Below are 16,910 nucleotides of genomic sequence, written 5' to 3'. Positions count from 1 at the left end.
TCCGGACCGGACGAATCACTCCGTCACGACGATAGTACCGACCATTCTCCCAGCCTCGTGGGGGAGACAGACGTAGTCGTACTCCCCCACGACTTCGAACGTCTGTTCGTAGGAGTCGCCCGTGGTGAGAACTCCCTCGTTGCTCTCTCTCCACCCCTCCCGTGCGGCATCTTCCGATTCGAAGCCGCCGGAGGCGAAGTACGCCGCGTCCTCGGGGATCTGGCCGCCGTAGGCGGTGACAGTGTGGCCCTTCGAACTCGTGTTCTTCCAGGTGACTGTCTCGCCGACAGTAACTTCGTACTGCTGCGGGTCGAACGCCGAGGCGGTCATGCCGATATCGCAGTCGCCGTCGCAGGACGCGCCGGCGGAGCCGAGCGACGCGAGACATCCGGAGAGGGCCGTTGCGCCTCCGCCCGCCAGGCCAGCGAGGTACGTGCGGCGGTTCATACTCCCGTGTCGGGTCGGCGACGACATATGCTCGCCGGTTCGGCACGACCGACCGGAGCGCCTGCGGGGTAGAACATAAAAGCGTAAGGGAGCGGTACGCAACTCCGACAGTATGCAACCGCGGTTCGTCGGGCGACTCGGTCCTGCCGACGCCGTCACTGTGTTCAATGCAGTCGTCGGCTTCGTCGCCGTCATCGTCGCGCCCGTGAACGCTCGGGTTGCGGCGAGACTCGTCTTGCTCTCGGCTATCGCCGACGGTTTAGACGGCGTCGTTGCCCGCTGGGCCGGCGGGTCGGCGGCCGGGGAGTATCTCGATTCGCTCGCGGACGTCGCCTCCTTTGCCGTCGCGCCGGCCGCAGTCGTCGTCGCTGCCGTCCGGACGGAGTGGGCGTTCTCGCTCGTCGATCCCACGGCGGAGACGGTACTCGCAGTCGGACTCCCAGCCCTGTTCGTCGCCATGGCCGTGACGCGCCTGGGGATGTACACGGCGTACGACACGGCCGTGGCGTCGACGGAGGGTGCCCCCAGTACGCTCGCGGCGACGATCCTCGCGTCGGCCGTGCTCGCGGGCATCGCGCAACCGCAGGTGTTGCTCGCCGGAACGGCAGTGTTCGTCTACCTCATGGTGTCGACGGTCCGTTACCCCGACCTCCTCGCCCGGGACGCACTCCTGATGGGCGTCGTCCACTCGCTGGCCGTCCTCTTTCCCGAGTTTCTCGGCCGGACGTTCCCGTACGCCTTGCTAACGCTCGGAATCGCGTATCTCGCGCTCAGTCCGTGGTTCTACTGGCGCGACGTAGAGTCGGCCGAGAACGGAAACGCTTAGGGGGCGTACAGACACAGTTGCAGGTATATGAACACGAGTGCGCCGTCGGCAGTCGCCGCGCGCCGAAGGGACGCGCTGGAGGTGTCGGCATGAGCGGTGAAGAGGACGAGAGCGAAGCGACGCCGGACGAAGAACCGGCAGAAGAAGAGACGGCGGACGACGGACCCGCCGACGAAGAGACGCTCCCCGACACTGAGGTCACGGTCGAGTCACTCCGCGAGCGACTCGACGCGATCGAGGCGCAACTCGACGAGGCCGAGACGGAGGACGACCTGGACGACGTCGAGGCCGAGATCGAATCGCTCGAATCTGACCTCGAATCGGCCGACCTTCCCGAACCCGACGACGAGGACGAGGAAGCGCCGGCCGAGGAGATAGAAAGCGAGAAAGAGGACCTCGAGTCGGAGCTAGAGGAAGCACGCGGCCCCTACGCCGAAGACGTGGTCGCGGACATCGAGTCGGCCGAAACGACCGTCGCCGAAACCGAGTGGACCGACCGTGGCGAGAGCGAAGTCGCGGAGGCCGTCGAATCGTTCGTCGAGAGCGTCGACGACATCCTCGACGAGTCCGTCACCCTCGCGGGCGAATCGATCGAGGAGCTGACCGCCGCTCTCCAAGACGCCGGGACAGCCGTCGAGACGGCCGACCTCGACCCCGACGCAGACGCAGAAACCATCGCGGCACTGATCGACGCGACCGGCGAACTCCAGAGCGATCTGGACGAGGCCGAGGAGTGGGACGACCTCTCCGTCCGCGAACAGCTACAGGCCCAGGGATACTATGACGTGCTCGACCACCGCAAGGACTACCCGCCCGAATGGGGCGCGCTGAAGGTGTGGACCAAACGCGGCCGCGCCGACATGGTCCTCCTTGCGCTCGATAGTTTCGAGTCCGACTTCATGGAGGACCACTGCCTCGACGCGCTGAAGCGCCTCGGCCCCGAGGAGGCGGTTGAGCCGATGCTCCAGCGCGCGAACAAGCGCGACAAGGACGCTATCGAGGTCCTCGGAAAGATCGGTAGCGAAGAGCCCGTCGATACGCTCGTCGAATACGTCGGCGACGAAGGAAACCCGGGCCTCCGGAAAGTGACGATGAAAGCGCTTGGCGAGATCGGCAGCGAGGACGCGACGCAGGCGGTCGCGAACGCCCTCGACGCCGACAGCGAGGAAGTCCGAAGCCACGCCGCCCGCGCGCTCGGTCTCCTCGGAGACACCCGCGCTATCGACCCCCTCGCCGACGTGCTCGACGACGACGAGTCGAACACGGTCCGCGCGAGCGCCGCCTGGGCGCTCAACCAGATCGGCACCGAACGGGCGCTCGAAGTGCTTGGCGACTACGCCGACGACCGGGCCTACCGCGTCCAGAACGAAGCCGAGAAGGCAGTCTGACGGAACTCTCCTCTCCACAGGTTTATCACTGAAGGGGCGGCCAACGCCGCCGTGCTCTCGCGTACGGTGGCCGTCCTCGTGCTGGTCGCGCTTGCAGTTCCCGCAAGCGGCGGCGCTGTCCCGGCGGCGACCGCTTCCGTTCGCGCGTCTGATACTGTCGGCTGTACCTTCGGAACGATACTCGGACCTCCGGTGGTCCGCGATGCTTCAAGGGATTACAGCCGGCAGTGTGAGGACCCCCGGATCGTCGCTGTCTATCCCGATCCCATCGCCGAGGGTGACCGCGGCGAATTCGTCGAAGTCGATTTTCCCGAACCGACGAACCTCGCGGGGTGGTCGATCACTGACGGCGAGACGGCGGTGCCCCTCCCGAATCGCACTGTCGAGGGACAAGTGGCCGTCAGCCCTGACCCCGCGGCGGCCCGCAACCTCACCGACCGTCGGGTTCTGGCACTTGGGGACCGCCTCGAACTCGCAAACGGCGGGGAGTCGGTCGAACTCCGACGCGGGAATACGACGGTCGACGCGGTAACCTACGACCGCTCGAAAGAGGGTGAACGCTGGACGGCCGACGGGTGGGTCCCGCTGGGCGCGAGCAACCACTCACCCGCGGTTACCGCCGAGGTCGGCGTCGAGGTGTTCACGTTGCCAGACTCGCCGGACGTTCCCGTCCGAGCGCTCTCGGGTGCCGACGACAGGATACTGCTCGCCGGATACACGCTGTCCTCGGAACGCGCGGTCCGCGAACTCGAACGGTCGGCCGCGCGCGGCGTCGATGTCCACGTCCTCGTGGACGACAGCCCAGTCGGCGGGACGAGCGAGCGACAGGTCGACGCGCTGAACCGCCTCGCGGAGAGCAACGCGACCGTGCGGGTCGCCGGCGGCGAGCGCGAGCGGTACCGGTTTCACCACCCGAAATACGCCGTCGTCGACGACCGGGCGCTGGTGCTCACCGAGAACTGGAAGCCCTCGGGTACCGGCGGCGGGTCGAACAGAGGGTGGGGCGCGCTGGTCCGGGACGCCGCCGTCGCCGAAGACCTCGCCGCCGTGTTCCGCGGGGACTGGGAGGCCGGCGACACTGTTGCCTGGGAAACACATCGCAAAGACGTCGATCCGGTCGACGGGAACGCCTCTCGGGAGACCTACCCCGAGCGGTTCGCACCGCAGAACGTCTCCGTGGAGCGCGTCCGCCTACTAACCGCGCCGGACAACGCCGAAGCGGGCATCGTCGGAGAGATCCGCGACGCCGAGGAGTCGGTCCTGGTCGAGCAGGTGACGCTCGGCGGCCGGGAGACGCCGCCCGTGCGGGCGACCGTCGACGCCGCGCGCCGCGGCGTCCGCGTGCGGGTCCTGCTATCCGGCGCGTGGTATGCCCGAGAGGAAAACCGGAAGCGCGTCCGTTGGCTGAACGCGCTCGCCGAGCGCGAGGGGTTGGATCTGGAGGCTCGCGTCGCGGACCCACGCTCGCGGTACGAGAAGATCCACGCGAAAGGCGTCGTGATAGACGAGCGGCGGGTCGTCTTGGGGAGCGTCAACTGGAACAACAACTCGCTCCGGGAGAACCGCGAGGTCGCCCTCGTCCTCGTAGGCGACGAGGTGGGACACTACTACGCCCGCCTGTTCCGTGCGGACTGGCGCGGCGGGGCGTCGCGGGTGCCCGCTGGGGTCGCAGCGGCGCTCGCTCTGGTGACGCTTTCGGCCGCGGCGTACGGACGAAGAGAGATCGAGTTCGAGTAGCGGTCAGCCTGTCTGCTGTAAGCACGTGAGGATAGTGAAAAACTGCTCGATTCACCGGTCGCAAACAGCACGGTACGTTATGTGCGTATCTACACAATCACAGCCACAGTCTCAGTCCCGCTGGACCGTACTCGACAGTTCCTCGTCGATGTCCGCGGCGGCCATCTTCTCGACGAGGGAGTCGAGGACCTCCTCGCGGCGGCCCTGGACGAACTTGATCGAACCGACGACGAGGTGACCCCCGCCGCTGACGCCGCCGCCGACGATACCCTCGTCGAGTTCCGAGACCATCGTCGGAATGTCGAGGCGGACGCCGTCGGACCGGAGGACGGCGAAGTCCGGTCCGTAGCCGATGGTGATGACAGGGTCACCGGTCTCCTCGACCTTGCGGTCGTGTATCTCGCCGGTCGTCTTGCCCGGTGCGGGGTAGGTGAATCGGTGCGCGTAGTTCTCCACGTCGATGCGGTAGAGGTGTGCGCCGTTGTCGAGCGCTTCGTGTTCGACGTGAGACATCGCGGCGTCGAGTTGCTCCTCGACGTCCTGTCGGGCGCGGTCGGCGAGGAAGTCGACGAGTTCGCGGTGGCGCTCCTCGTCGTCGCAGTCCACGTTGAGCACGTCGTTGATGAGGTGGCGGCCGTCGTCGTAGCGGAGCCAGTGAGCCTCGTAGTCGAGCGCCTCGCTGATGTCGCGAAGCGTCTCCTCGTCGTACCCCTCCTCGCGGGCGAGGTCGACGTAGTCGCTCATCGCGTCGGCCTTCGAGCGGTCCGAAAGACCGGCGACCGCGGGGACGTGCCGGAGTTCGTCCTCGATGTCGGGGTAGATCATCCGGGCGAGTTCGACGCACATCATCCCCGTCGTAATGCGGTAGTCCTCGTCGTGGAGATACGGATTGACGTGGGCGTCGAGCAGGTCTCCGACCGCGTCGGGGTCGGGATGGTGGTGGTCGACGACGGCGATCGGGATGTCGTAGTGGGCGAGGTTCTCGTAGGCGGGAACGTCCTCGGCCGTGCTACCGTTGTCGAGCATCAGGAGGAGCGGTAGTTTCTGGCCGTGGCGGGCGCGGTCCTCCAGCGCGAAGTTGAGGTCGCGGGTGGCGTCCTCCATCTCGTAGAACGGGGCCTTGCTGGGCAGGCGCTTGAGGAGGTGCCGCGGCGCTTCTGGGTCTTCGTGGGTGTCCTCGATGAACTGCTCCAGCGCGTACTGGACGGGGACGCTGGCGCACATCCCGTCGCCGTCCGCGTGGTGCCGGACGCGGATGGGGCGACTCTCCAGCACCGTCTCGCGCAGGAGCCGAGCGACTTCGCGGAGGTCGTCGCGAAGCTTTTCGAACTCGGGCCAATCGGTGAGCGGGTCGACGTCGTGCGGTTCGGCGCGTTCCTCCATCGCCGCGCTGAGTCGCTCGCGAACCGACGTGGCGTCGTCGCCTTCGAGTTCCTCCAGCGAGTCGACCTCGACCTGGATCGCGTCCTCGCGGCGTTCGACACCGCCGCCAATTCGGACGACATCGTCCACGTCGACTTCGGGGTGGGCGCGGACGCCCGCCTCCTCGAACGCGGCACAGGAGACGATCCCGGTCTCGTCGCGGACGTGGAAGATGGTCGGCCCGCCGGTCTGTTTGACCTGGACGACTTCGCCCTCCAGGGTAACCGTCTCGCCGACACGCTCGTCGAGGTCGCCCGCGTCCGCGATCTCGTACTCGTGTTCGACCGGGGTAGTGTCGTATTCGTCGACGTCGACTGTTTCGAATGCGACGTCACCGTTCTCGCGGACCTGACCGAGTTCGACGACGAGTTCGTCGCCGACGGCGTACGTGCCCGAGAGATTCGACTCGTGGACCAGACCGGAGACGTTGTCCGAGAGGTCGACGAAGAGGCCGTAATCCACGACACCGTTTACCGTCGCGAGATACGCTTTCCCCTCCTCGATATCCTCTATTGTGCAGTCCGCTGTGAGATCGTAGACAGTAGTGTCGCCGGCGCTCCCGCCGGTATCGTCTGTAGTCATCTTGTTTGCCGTTTCGGCGGGCCCGGGTTTAACGCTTGTTAAGACGCACGGCATCCCCGTGGCCGGCCCGCATCCGGAACGTTTAGCATCCGGAATCCCCGAGTCAGGGACATGGGCCTGTTCGGGTCGTTGTTCCGGTCGGGCGAGATTCTGGGGATCGCCGAGGAGACGCTGGAGTTCGTCCTCGAATCCTCGGAGGACTCACACCCGGACGAGTACATGGGATTTCTCCGCGGCACCGACGCCAGGGAACTGGGGCTGAACCGGGACGGAACCGTCATCACGGACGTCATCGTGATCCCGGGCACGGAATCGAACAGCGTCAGCGCGACCGTCAAGACGAGCATGAAACCGAACGACGTCAAATCGATCGGGTCAGTCCACTCGCACCCCAACGGCGTTTTGCGCCCGAGCGACGCTGACCTTCGGACGTTCGGCTCTGGCGACGTTCACATCATCATCGGCGCGCCGTACGGCCGGACTGACTGGCAAGCCTTCGACCGGAACGGCGACCCGCGAGACCTGGAGGTCGTCGACGTCAGGGTTCCCGACGCCGAGGACTTCTTCGATTTCACCCAGATGGACATCGACGACGAACTGCGCCGCGACGACGAACGCCGACGACGATAAATATGACAACAGTTATCGCACAGGGGACGTTCGACGTACTACACCCCGGTCACGTTCACTACCTGCAGGAGGCGGCGGAACTGGGCGACGAACTACAGGTGATCGTCGCCCGACGTGAGAACGTGACGCACAAGGCGAAACCGATTCTGCCGGACCGCCAGCGCCGGGACATGGTCGACGCTCTCGAAGTCGTCGACAGCGCCCGTCTGGGCCATCGCGAGGACATCTTCGTCCCCATCGAAGAGATAGCTCCCGACTACATCGTGCTCGGCCACGACCAGCACCACGACGAGGCGGCTATCGAGGACGAACTGCGACGGCGGGGGATCGACTGCGAGGTCAAGCGCGCGTCTGCGCGGGAGCCACGGTTCGAGGGCGAACTCCTCTCGACAGGTCGGATAATCGAGCGGATCCTGAACGAACGCGGGTGACGGCGGCGCAGTCGCGTGGTGGACGCGGGATTTCGATGTCCCGACGAGTTGGGATACTACTTAGTGCCTAGCGAGCTCAGCCTCGGCCGGATGACACGACGCGACGACCTCGACCGGTTCTACGATATCCTCGACCGAGTCGAGGCGGCGGTCGGTGGAGCGCGGAAACTGAAGGACTGTCACGGCCGTATGGACTGGCCCGACCGCGGCGTCTACTTCTTCTTCGAACCGGGCGAGCGCCGAGAAGCGGGGGACCAGCGGCGGTTGACCCGCGTCGGGACCCACGCTGTCTCTGCCGGAAGCGGGACGACGCTGTGGGACCGGCTGAAACAGCATTACGGGACGGGCGCTCGCAGTAGCGGCCATCCCCACGGCGGGAACCACCGCGGGTCGGTGTACCGCAAGCGCGTCGGCGAAGCGATCATCGAGCGGTACGGTCTCCGCGAGGATTACCCCTCGTGGGACGCGCGCTGGGCCGGTATCGAACGGGACCGCGACGCGGTCCGCGACGAGGAGTACGTTCTCGAACGCCGAGTTAGCGCGTACATCCGCGAACAGCCGTTTCTCTGGGTCGACCTGGACGACGAACCAGGACCGGACAGCGACCGCGCGTTCGTCGAACGCAACGCGATAGCGCTCGTCAGCAACGTCGGAACGGAGACGATAGATCCCCGCGACGAACGGTGGCTCGGGCGGGACAGCCGAAGCCACGCGATCCGTACGTCCGGCCTGTGGAACGTGAACCACGTCGAGGAGACGTACGACCCCGCGTTTCTCGACGTACTCGCCGACGCCGCGGAGCGGACAGCGCCGCCGGAGTGACAGACGACCCGTCACCGTGACGACAGAGATACGGGGCCGCCCTCTGAACGTCTCTGTATGGACAAGCAGGAACTCCGCGAGCGGACGTGGGACGGACTCGAGGAGAGCGGGGACGCGCGCTTTCCGTTTCCTCCCCACGGCCGCATTCCGAACTTCGCCGGCGCTGACGAGGCGGCAGCGCGCCTGGCTGAACTGGACGTGTGGCAGGCCGCCGACGCCGTCAAGGCCAATCCCGACTCTCCCCAGCGCCCCGTCCGCCGGCGCGCCCTCGAGGCGGGCAAGACGGTGTACATGGCGGTCCCACGCCTGCGCGACGAGAAGTGTTTCCTCGAACTCGACCCCGACTGCATCGACGACTACGACACGGCGACGACGATTTCGGGTTCGTCGGAACTCGGCGTGCAGGTCGGGCCGGACGAGATGGAGTGTATCGACTTCATCGTGAGCGGGAGCGTCGTCGTCGACGACCGCGGCGCGCGCATCGGGAAAGGCGAGGGGTACAGCGACCTGGAGTTCGCCCTCCTCCGAGAGGTGGGACTTGTCGACGCGTCGACGGCCGTCGCCACCACCGTCCACGAGATTCAGGTCGCTGACGGTCCCCTGCCGACCTCGGCGCACGACGTACCGATGGACTACGTCATGACGCCGGAGCGAACGGTCGAGACGTCCGGCGAGAACGTCCGGCCTGCGGGGATCGACTGGGAGACGCTCGACGAGGAGAAGATAGCCGAGATACCGGTTCTTCGGGAGCGCAGACCGTAACTCGCACTGCGGCTAAAGCACAACTGCCTGGCCGTCGAAGCGCAGGTATGGCTCCGAGACCGACCCGTCGGTCCCTCCTCCGCGGCCTCGCGTTCGCAGGTGCTGGCGGGCCGCTGGCCGGATGTAGCTCCCTCCCGGACTTCGGAAGCCAACAGGAAAACGGCCCGATACCCGAGGGACCGACCGTCGCGCTCGAACCGGTCGCAGAGGGCCTGACAGCGCCCGTCGGCTTCGCCGTCGCGGACGAGGACCGCGACCGTCGCTTCGTCGCGGACCAGATCGGTCTGGTTCGCGTACACGGCCCGGACGGGCTCCGCGAAGAACCGTTTCTGGACCTGCGCGACGAGATAACCGACTTCGGTGAGCGGGGTCTGCTGGGACTGGCGTTTCATCCGAACTTCGCCGAGAACGGCCGTCTGTTCGTCAGGTACAGCGCGCCGCCGCGGGAGGGGACACCTGATGAGTACAGCCACACGTTCGTCCTTTCGGAGTTTCGGGCCGACGAGAACCGCAAAGTGGCCGCCTCGGCGAGCGAGCGAACGGTGCTTGAGATCCCGCAACCGCAGGGAAACCACAACGCCGGCGCGGTGGCGTTCGGCCCCGACGGCTTCCTCTACGTCGCGACGGGGGACGGCGGCGGTGCGAACGACGTCGGGACGGGACACGTCGACGACTGGTACGACGAGAACGCCGGCGGCAACGGCCAGGACGTGACGGAGACCCTGCTGGGCGGGATACTGCGGATCGATGTCGACAGCGAGGCGCTACGCGTCTCGGGAGTCGGCGGCGACGACGCGGACGCTGCCGGCGAGGGCGACGACGCCCCGTACGCGATTCCCGACGACAACCCCCTCGTCGGCGAGGACGGACTGGACGAATATTTCGCGTGGGGGCTTCGTAACCCATGGCGGTTCTCGTTCGACGGCGACGGCCGCCTGTTCGTCGCGGACGCCGGCCAGGAACTGATCGAGGAGGTGAACCTCGTCGAGCGAGGCGGCAACTACGGCTGGAACGTCCGGGAGGGAAGCCGGTGTTTCAGCCCCGACAGTCCCGGCGATCCGCCCGAGGACTGCCCGGACGAGACGCCCGAGGCGGTCCGCGACGGCGAGACGCTGGTCGACCCGATAATCGAGTACCCACATCAAGCGGCGGGCGAGCGGATCGGCAGTTCCGTCGTGGGCGGACACGTCGCCGAGACTGACCACGTTCCCGAACTGGAGGGGACGTACGTGTTCGGCGATTTCAGCGCCTCGTTCGGCGAGCCTTCGGGGTCGCTGTTCGCCGCGACGCCGCCGGACGACGGCGGGCAGTGGTCGATGAAGCGACTGGTACCGGCGGACGGGCCGCTGGAGCGGTTCGTCCTCTCGTTCGGCCGCGACCGCGACGGTCGCCTCTACGTCCTGACGACCCGGCAACTCGCGCCGGACGGCGAGAGCGGCGTGGTGTACCGGATCGACTCGGCAGAGGGTGACGGGGCGTCGTCGGACGGTGGAGAAACGACAGGGGACGAGGAGACGGAGGCGGGAGACGCCGACGAGGGTTCCGCGTCCGGCGGACAGTCGGGCTTCGACCCGATGGGGGCGGTCGCGGGACTGCTCGCCGGAGTGGGGTGGGTTCGAGGGAGGAAAAAGCGCTAAAGGGCGTTAGAGGTAGCCTTCCTCGGCGAGACGGTCGACGGCTTCTCGGAGGCGCTCCTTGCTGGCCGCATAGGAGATGCGAGCGTAGCCCGGCGTCCCGAATGCGCTCCCCGGGACGGTGGCGACGTGGGCGTCCTCGATGGCGTCCTCGCACCACGCGATGTCGTCGTCGTCGACGGGCAGCATCATGTAGAACGCGCCGTCGGGGACGGCGACGTCGACGCCGTGGTCGGCGAGGAGGTCGACGAGCATGTCGCGGCGCTCCTCGAACGCCTCGGCCATTTCGGCGATCGCCTCGTCCGTGTTCCGGATGGCCTCGACGCCGGCGTGTTGGACGAAGTTGACGGCGCAGGAGACCGAGTGAGAGTGGAGCTTGCCGGCCTGGTCGATAAGCTCCTCGGGCGCGGCGACGTAGCCCAGCCGCCACCCGGTCATCGAGTAGGCCTTGGAGAAGCCGTTGACAGTGACCGTGCGCTCGGCCATGCCGTCGAGCGTCCCCAGGCTGGTCGGCTCCGGGCCGTAGGTGATCTCGCGGTAGATCTCGTCGGAGATCACGGTGATGTCGTGTTCGACGGCCAGGTCGCGGACCCCCTCCATCGCCTCGTCGGAGTACACCGCACCGTGGGGGTTGCCCGGCGAGTTGACGACGAGCAGTTCCGTCTCGTCGGAGACGGTCGATTCGAGGTCGTCCAGTGCGGGCTCTAACTGGAAGTCGTGGGCGGCGGTGTCGACGCGGGAGACGCTGCCGTTCGAGAGCTTCACCATCGCCTCGTAGGACACCCACGCCGGGTCCAGCAGAACGACCTCGTCCCCATCGTCGATAAGGGCCTGGAACGTCTCGAACAGCGCCTGCTTCCCGCCGGGCGTGACGATGACGTTCTCGCGCTCGTAGTGGAGGCCGCAGTCCTCTTGGAGGTACTCCGCGATGGCGTCGCGGAGTGCGGGAATGCCGTTCGATGTCGTGTAGCCGGTGTGGCCCGCGTCCATCGCGTCCTTGCCGGCCTGTACGATGTTTTCCGGTGTGTCGAAGTCCGGTTCTCCGACGCTCAGGTCCACGACGTCGACGCCCTCGGCCTCAAGCTTGGAGGCCTTGTTGCTGATGGCGAGCGTCGCGCTCGGTTCGACTCGTTCGACGCGGTCTGCGAAATCCATGCTCATGGTTGTAGCTCCTCGGCGAGTTGAACGGCGCTCTCGACCGCTTTCGCGCCGTTGTCGGTACGCGCTCGGGCCTCCTCCGGCGTCATTCCTGGGCCGGAGATGCCGAGAGCGACGGGCGTGTCGCGGTCGAGGCTCACGTCCGTGAGCCGCCCGTACGACGCCTCGGCGATCTTCTGGTCGTGGTCGGTGTCTCCGGTGATGATCGCGCCGACGACGGCGACCCCGTCCACGTCGTCCCGGCGGGCCAGTCGGTCCGCGGCGAGCGGCGTATCGTACGCGCCGGGGACGTGAATCGTCTCCGCGATCTCCGCGTCCCTCTCGGCAGCGGCCTCGCGGGCCGACGCTTCCATCTTCTCGGTGACCGGAGCGTTGAACTCCGCGACCACCAGTCCGAGCGTTACCATACTCGTCGGATGTAGCACCGCGGATAAAAGCACTGCCGTTCGTGGCGAGACTGGCGACGGTCATCGTCAGCCGTACAGTTTCGCTGTCGTCGGAACGGCGATGACAACTCCGTACGCGAACGGGGGATTCGAAGTATTCTCCGTCGTACTGTTCCAGCTTCGAACGAACGCGTCCCTAGCGGACCGGAAGATAAAGAGTTTCAACCCAGGGCTACGCTGGGAGGATCGATGGCAGACGATCGCTCCCTCGGCGGCCGCTCCCTCCGCGGCGACCGGACGGTTCTAGCAGTCGTCGGCTTCGCGGTTCTCGCGCTGGCCGTCCGGCTCTTCGCGCTGGGGTCACGCGTCGCACACTGGGACGAGGGGCGACTCGGGTACGCGATACTACGGTACGGCGACACGGGGACGTGGACGTACGACCCGTCGCTCCACGGCCCGTTTCTGTTTCACGTCAACGAGTTCCTCTTCGGCCTGCTCGGCCCGACTGATCTCACCGCGCGCCTTATCGTTGCGCTGGTCGGCGGGCTGCTCCCGCTCGCGGCGTTGCTGTTTCGGGCGCGACTCGACGGCATCGAGACCGTCGCGTTCGGGTTCTTCCTCGCGCTGAACCCGGTCCTGCTGTACTACTCGCGGTTCATGCGAAACGACGTTCTCGTCGCGGCGTTCATGCTGTTCGCGCTCGGGTTTTTCGTCCGCGCGTACGACGCGAAGTCCCCGTGGCACCTCTACGCCGGCGCTGGCGCGCTCGCGCTCGGCCTGACGACGAAGGAGAACGCGTTACTGTATCTCCTCGCGTGGGCGGGCAGCGGCCTATTGCTGCTGGACCACCACCTGTTACGAGCCACCGAACCCGCAGACACCGCTGACGACGGGTCCCGAAACGCGCCGTCGGACAACGGCAGAGCGGGTGACGGACCGGCCGACGGCGGCGACGCGGAAACCGCATCGACGGACGGCGGCGAAACGGCGGAGTCCGCTACGGACCCGCAGGGGACGGAGACAGCGACGGCCCAGGATGGCCCGTCGGACCGCCAGACGACGGATCCGGTGTCGAAGATCAGGGAGTACGTGGCGACGTACGCCGCCGACGTTCGCTACTGGGGCGGCCACATCGCACTGGCGTTCGTCGAGGTGGTCGTTCTGCTGGTCCTGTTCTACGCGCCTCGGGGGGCCGAGGCCGGCGAACCCGGACTCGGAACCGTCTTCGACGACCCGGCGCTGTTGCCGGCGCTCGTCGACGTTGCGCTGGCCGGGACGTGGGACCGGATCGGATTCTGGATCAGCGGCGTCCAGCTCAGCCACCCCTACACGTCCTGGCTGATCTACTACGGCGAAACGCTGCTGGTCGCCGCCGCGCCAGTGACGGCGTTCGCTCTCGTCGGCTTTCTCGCCGACCGCTACGCCGAAGACGGCCCCAGAGACCTCGTCGCACTGGGCGCATACTGGGCCGGCGCGAGCCTGATATTCTACCCTATCGTCAGCGCGACGAAAGCCCCGTGGACGCTGGTCCACGTCGTCGTCCCGCTAGCGATTCCGGCCGCGGTCGGTCTGGCCGCGGCCGTCCGCTATGGTGCGGAGGCCGTCGCAGACGACGACCCGGTGAGCACCGGACTGACCGCTCTCCTGCTCGTCACCGTCATCGTCGCGGCCGCCGGCTCCGGCGTCTACTTCGGCGTTCTCGCTCCCCAGTCCGCGGACAACCCGATGGTACAGTACGGACAGCCGGCCGGCGAGATGCGGCCGGCGCTCGACGACGCCGGCGTTGCCATCGAAGCCAACGAGGGCCAGGACGTGCTGTACTACGGCGAGTTCTTCCACGTGGACAACGAGAGCCGAGCCGCCCGCTTACCGGTCGAAAACGCCACCGACGAAAACGGAATCCAGACCGAGGACAACTCCGGCTGGTATCACCGCCTGCCGCTCCCCTGGTATTTCGAAGCGCACGGCGCGGAGACGGCGAGCGTCGACAACGAGTCCGCGTTGGCCCGGACGATCGAGAACGAGTCGCCGCCGGTCGTGGTCGCCCGGGCCGAAGACGCGGATCTGGTCGAGGCACACGCCGACGGGTACGAGGCGCGGACGTACGAGCTCACGTCACCGGGGACCGAGATAGTGATATACGTCGATCCCGAGGCCGTCGAGTCCTCGTAAGAGCGCCTCACAGCGATCCGATGTAACAACCCTTATGCGCCGGCGACCGGAACGCTCGCCCAACGATGAACCCGCCGCTTTCGACGCCAGGTCCGACGCTCGGCGTAGTCGGTGGCGGCCAGTTGGGCCGAATGATGGCCGAGGCCGCCGCGCCGCTGGGCGTCGAACTCGTCGTTCTCGATCCGACACCGAACTGTCCCGCATCGCCAGTCGTCCGCGAACAGATCGTCGGCGAATTCGACGACCCGGACGCGGTGCGTGAACTGGCCGACCGCGCCGACTTCCTCACCTTCGAGATCGAACTCGCGGACCCCGACCTCCTGGAGGAGGTCAGCGAGACCGCGGACGTTCCCGTCCATCCCTCACCCGACACGCTCCGGACGATTCAGGACAAGCTCGTCCAGAAGCGCGAACTGGCCGAGGCCGGGATCCCGGTGCCGGCGTTCCGCCGCGCCGACGACGCCGACGACCTGCGAGACGCGCTGGATGAACTCGGCGCGCCTGCCATGGTGAAGGCCCGGACCGGCGGATACGACGGTCGCGGCAACGCGCCGGTCGAGAGCCCGGACGAGGCCGAGGCCGTCCTCGACGCCGTCGGGGCAGACGTGGGCGGCGCGATGGTCGAGGAACTCGTCGATTTCGAGCGCGAGGTCTCGGTCATCGGCGTCAAAGGCGACGACGAGGTCGCGACGTTCCCCGTGGGCGAGAACGTCCACGAGGCGGAGATCCTCCGCGAGACGGTCGTCCCGGCGCGGACGAGCGACGCAGTGCGAGAGCGCGCCGAGGCGGTGGCCCGCGACGTACTGGAGTTTCTCGACGGCCGCGGCGTGTACGGGATCGAACTGTTCGAGACGAGCGAAGGCGACATCCAGGTTAACGAGATCGCCCCGCGGCCGCACAACTCCGGGCACTGGACAATCGAAGGGGCGTCGACCTCGCAGTTCGAGCAACACGTCCGCGCCGTCACCGGGCGGCCGCTCGGCGCGACCGACCTTCGGTCGACGACGGCGATGGCGAATATCCTCGGGGATGTCGACGAGCGCCAGACCGCCGAACTCCACGGCGTCGACGACGCCCTCGCGACGCCCGGAATCGGCTTCCACTGGTACGGCAAGCAGGAGGTGTACCCCCTCCGGAAGATGGGCCACGTGACGGCCTTCGGGGGCAGCAGCGATCCCGACGAACTGCTTCGCAAAGCCCGCGACGCACGCGACGAACTCTCGTTCGACACCTGACCGCGACCGGACTGAGGACTCGACGAAACTATGACACAGGCAGACTCCGTTTCAGAACTGATCGCATCGCTGGAAGCCGAGGCCGAACGGGACCGTGATCCCACGGACACGCCCGACGTGGGCATCGTGATGGGGAGCGACTCGGACCTCGACGTGATGATGGGTACCGACGACGACGCCGGCGCGTACGACGCGCTGACGGAACTCGGCTTCGAGGAACTGACCGACTACGACGACCCGCCGGAGGCCCGGTTCACGTTCGAGACGTACGTCGTCTCCGCCCACCGGACGCCCGAACTGATGTACGCCTACGCCGAGACGGCCGCCGATCGGGGCGTCGACGTGATCATCGCCGGTGCAGGCGGGAAATCAGCCGACCTCCCGAACATGACCGCCTCCATCGCGTACCCGGTCCCCGTCATCGGCGTCCCGGTCCAGGAGAAATCCGTCGACTCGGTCATCGGCATGCCGACCGGCGCGCCGCTGGTCGCGGTGGACGCCGGCAAGTCGTTCAACGCGGCGCTGTCGGCGGCGCAGATGCTCGCCCGCGAGTACGACGAACTCCGCGAGCGACTCGTCGAGTACCACGACGGCCTCCAGCAGTCCGTGGGCGAGGTGTCCCGCGACCTCCACGAACTCGGCACGCCCCGCTTTCGCGAGCGGGACCGCTAAACCGCTCCCGCCCCCGATACCGCCCCGTCTGACGGCTCTTCTTCCGCTTCGTCCGCCGAGTCGCGTTCCGTTCCGTCGCTCGACGCTTCCTCCGGTTTCCCGTCCCGTTCCTCGACGCGGAGTTTCAACGCCGCGTTCATCGCCTCGAACCCGCGGCGGACGCTCTCCTCGTCCAGTAGTAGCGGGACGAGCAGACCGCCGAACGTCTCGCGCTGGACGAACCGCGTCCGGCCGTCGTCCGGGGACAACACGAACTCGTGTCGACCGTCGAAGAGGTTTGGAACCAGCAGCGAGCCCTTCCAAACGAACTGTTCGGGTTGGTCCAGTGCCAGCGCGCGCGGACGGAACGTCATCCCCCGCGATCCCGGCGGTTCGACGCGGACTTTGAATCGCTTCCCCGGACGCGGTTCGCCTTCGACTCGCGTGATGAACGGGTTCCACGCCGGGTACGACCGGAAGTCGGTCAGGACGGCCCAAACCGACTCCGGCGGCGCGTCGATTGTCGTTTCGGCCTCTATCGTTCTCATGGGCGAACTGACGGACGCCAGGGTGATAGTACCCTGTCAGCGTCGCTCTGTGGCGTGATACGCGTCTCCCGAGACGCCG

Annotated in this window: 16 protein-coding genes; 11 read left to right on the top strand and 5 right to left on the bottom strand. The window is 67.1% G+C overall.

Features of this window, described 5'->3' with window-relative positions:
• Positions 1–15: 15 nt before the first annotated feature.
• Positions 16–447, bottom strand: coding sequence for a plastocyanin/azurin family copper-binding protein (locus SM753_RS18980; RefSeq protein ID WP_323192704.1), 432 nt, complete (start codon positions 445–447; stop codon positions 16–18).
• Between the two features lie 112 nt (positions 448–559).
• Between SM753_RS18980 and SM753_RS18975 the strand changes: the two genes are divergently transcribed.
• From SM753_RS18975 to SM753_RS18965, 3 genes are all read left to right on the top strand, one after another.
• Positions 560–1,273, top strand: a complete 714-nt coding sequence (locus SM753_RS18975; RefSeq protein ID WP_135535546.1) for a protein sorting system archaetidylserine synthase — start codon at positions 560–562, stop codon at positions 1,271–1,273.
• A gap of 89 nt (positions 1,274–1,362) precedes the next feature.
• A complete protein-coding gene (locus SM753_RS18970; RefSeq protein WP_323192703.1) occupies positions 1,363–2,661 on the top strand; it encodes a HEAT repeat domain-containing protein in 1,299 nt (432 codons plus the stop codon).
• Positions 2,662–2,712: 51 nt separating this feature from the next.
• Complete coding sequence (locus SM753_RS18965) at positions 2,713–4,398, top strand: phospholipase D-like domain-containing protein (RefSeq protein ID WP_323192702.1); 1,686 nt, start codon at positions 2,713–2,715, stop codon at positions 4,396–4,398.
• Between the two features lie 111 nt (positions 4,399–4,509).
• Here the strand turns inward: SM753_RS18965 and SM753_RS18960 are convergent, their stop codons facing one another.
• Positions 4,510–6,402, bottom strand: coding sequence for an OB-fold nucleic acid binding domain-containing protein (locus SM753_RS18960; protein ID WP_323192701.1), 1,893 nt, complete (start codon positions 6,400–6,402; stop codon positions 4,510–4,512).
• 111 nt (positions 6,403–6,513) lie between these two features.
• Here SM753_RS18960 and SM753_RS18955 point away from each other — a divergent pair, with 111 nt between their 5' ends.
• The 5 genes from SM753_RS18955 to SM753_RS18935 all read left to right on the top strand — a co-directional run bounded on the left by SM753_RS18955 (position 6,514) and on the right by SM753_RS18935 (position 10,684).
• On the top strand, positions 6,514–7,032 hold the full coding sequence (locus SM753_RS18955; protein ID WP_135535549.1) for a Mov34/MPN/PAD-1 family protein: 519 nt from the start codon (positions 6,514–6,516) through the stop codon (positions 7,030–7,032).
• A gap of 2 nt (positions 7,033–7,034) precedes the next feature.
• On the top strand, positions 7,035–7,463 hold the full coding sequence (locus SM753_RS18950; protein WP_135535550.1) for an adenylyltransferase/cytidyltransferase family protein: 429 nt from the start codon (positions 7,035–7,037) through the stop codon (positions 7,461–7,463).
• 90 nt (positions 7,464–7,553) lie between these two features.
• Positions 7,554–8,285 (top strand): hypothetical protein, encoded by a 732-nt coding sequence (locus SM753_RS18945; RefSeq protein WP_323192700.1) that lies wholly within the window; start codon positions 7,554–7,556, stop codon positions 8,283–8,285.
• Positions 8,286–8,342: 57 nt separating this feature from the next.
• Positions 8,343–9,047, top strand: coding sequence for a 5-formyltetrahydrofolate cyclo-ligase (locus tag SM753_RS18940; RefSeq protein WP_323192699.1), 705 nt, complete (start codon positions 8,343–8,345; stop codon positions 9,045–9,047).
• Between the two features lie 47 nt (positions 9,048–9,094).
• Positions 9,095–10,684, top strand: coding sequence for a PQQ-dependent sugar dehydrogenase (locus SM753_RS18935; protein WP_323192698.1), 1,590 nt, complete (start codon positions 9,095–9,097; stop codon positions 10,682–10,684).
• A gap of 6 nt (positions 10,685–10,690) precedes the next feature.
• Here the strand turns inward: SM753_RS18935 and SM753_RS18930 are convergent, their stop codons facing one another.
• Positions 10,691–11,842, bottom strand: a complete 1,152-nt coding sequence (locus tag SM753_RS18930) for a pyridoxal phosphate-dependent aminotransferase (protein ID WP_323192697.1) — start codon at positions 11,840–11,842, stop codon at positions 10,691–10,693.
• Positions 11,839–12,246 (bottom strand): 6,7-dimethyl-8-ribityllumazine synthase, encoded by a 408-nt coding sequence (gene ribH / locus SM753_RS18925; RefSeq protein ID WP_138797213.1) that lies wholly within the window; start codon positions 12,244–12,246, stop codon positions 11,839–11,841. Before ribH ends, SM753_RS18930 begins: the two co-directional genes overlap by 4 nt.
• 228 nt (positions 12,247–12,474) lie before the next feature.
• On the opposite strand from ribH, the gene SM753_RS18920 reads away from it, so the two are divergent.
• From SM753_RS18920 to purE, 3 genes are all read left to right on the top strand, one after another.
• The gene (locus SM753_RS18920) at positions 12,475–14,397 is read left to right on the top strand and encodes a flippase activity-associated protein Agl23 (protein WP_323192696.1); all 1,923 of its coding nucleotides are present in this window, start codon (positions 12,475–12,477) and stop codon (positions 14,395–14,397) included.
• A 65-nt stretch (positions 14,398–14,462) separates the two neighbouring features.
• Entirely contained in the window at positions 14,463–15,632 is a 1,170-nt protein-coding gene (locus SM753_RS18915) for a 5-(carboxyamino)imidazole ribonucleotide synthase (protein ID WP_323192695.1), read from the top strand.
• Positions 15,633–15,662: 30 nt separating this feature from the next.
• Positions 15,663–16,304, top strand: coding sequence for a 5-(carboxyamino)imidazole ribonucleotide mutase (purE, locus tag SM753_RS18910; protein ID WP_323192694.1), 642 nt, complete (start codon positions 15,663–15,665; stop codon positions 16,302–16,304).
• Here the strand turns inward: purE and SM753_RS18905 are convergent.
• Positions 16,301–16,831 carry an SRPBCC domain-containing protein gene (locus SM753_RS18905; RefSeq protein WP_323192693.1) on the bottom strand — a complete coding sequence of 177 codons (531 nt, stop codon included), beginning with the start codon at positions 16,829–16,831 and terminating at the stop codon, positions 16,301–16,303. The two genes, purE and SM753_RS18905, sit on opposite strands and share 4 nt — an antisense overlap.
• Positions 16,832–16,910 lie beyond the last annotated feature (79 nt).

The sequence above is a fragment of the Halostella sp. PRR32 genome (assembly GCF_034808085.1).
GTDB lineage: Archaea > Halobacteriota > Halobacteria > Halobacteriales > Natronoarchaeaceae > Halostella > Halostella pelagica.
The sequence above is the reverse complement of the archived record's forward strand: the minus strand, read 5'-3'. Positions and strand labels throughout refer to the sequence as shown.

Excerpts from the sequence above, each read along its gene's own strand:
- SM753_RS18940 (WP_323192699.1), top strand. The coding sequence starts at position 8,343 with ATGGACAAGCAGGAACTCCGCGAGCGGACGTGGGACGGACTCGAGGAG.
- SM753_RS18935 (WP_323192698.1), top strand. The coding sequence starts at position 9,095 with ATGGCTCCGAGACCGACCCGTCGGTCCCTCCTCCGCGGCCTCGCGTTC.
- SM753_RS18955 (WP_135535549.1), top strand. The coding sequence starts at position 6,514 with ATGGGCCTGTTCGGGTCGTTGTTCCGGTCGGGCGAGATTCTGGGGATC.
- SM753_RS18950 (WP_135535550.1), top strand. The coding sequence starts at position 7,035 with ATGACAACAGTTATCGCACAGGGGACGTTCGACGTACTACACCCCGGT.
- SM753_RS18930 (WP_323192697.1), bottom strand. The coding sequence starts at position 11,842 with ATGAGCATGGATTTCGCAGACCGCGTCGAACGAGTCGAACCGAGCGCG.
- SM753_RS18915 (WP_323192695.1), top strand. The coding sequence starts at position 14,463 with ATGAACCCGCCGCTTTCGACGCCAGGTCCGACGCTCGGCGTAGTCGGT.
- SM753_RS18980 (WP_323192704.1), bottom strand. The coding sequence starts at position 447 with ATGAACCGCCGCACGTACCTCGCTGGCCTGGCGGGCGGAGGCGCAACG.
- SM753_RS18920 (WP_323192696.1), top strand. The coding sequence starts at position 12,475 with ATGGCAGACGATCGCTCCCTCGGCGGCCGCTCCCTCCGCGGCGACCGG.
- purE (WP_323192694.1), top strand. The coding sequence starts at position 15,663 with ATGACACAGGCAGACTCCGTTTCAGAACTGATCGCATCGCTGGAAGCC.
- SM753_RS18970 (WP_323192703.1), top strand. The coding sequence starts at position 1,363 with ATGAGCGGTGAAGAGGACGAGAGCGAAGCGACGCCGGACGAAGAACCG.
- SM753_RS18945 (WP_323192700.1), top strand. The coding sequence starts at position 7,554 with ATGACACGACGCGACGACCTCGACCGGTTCTACGATATCCTCGACCGA.
- SM753_RS18960 (WP_323192701.1), bottom strand. The coding sequence starts at position 6,402 with ATGACTACAGACGATACCGGCGGGAGCGCCGGCGACACTACTGTCTAC.
- SM753_RS18905 (WP_323192693.1), bottom strand. The coding sequence starts at position 16,831 with ATGAGAACGATAGAGGCCGAAACGACAATCGACGCGCCGCCGGAGTCG.
- SM753_RS18975 (WP_135535546.1), top strand. The coding sequence starts at position 560 with ATGCAACCGCGGTTCGTCGGGCGACTCGGTCCTGCCGACGCCGTCACT.
- ribH (WP_138797213.1), bottom strand. The coding sequence starts at position 12,246 with ATGGTAACGCTCGGACTGGTGGTCGCGGAGTTCAACGCTCCGGTCACC.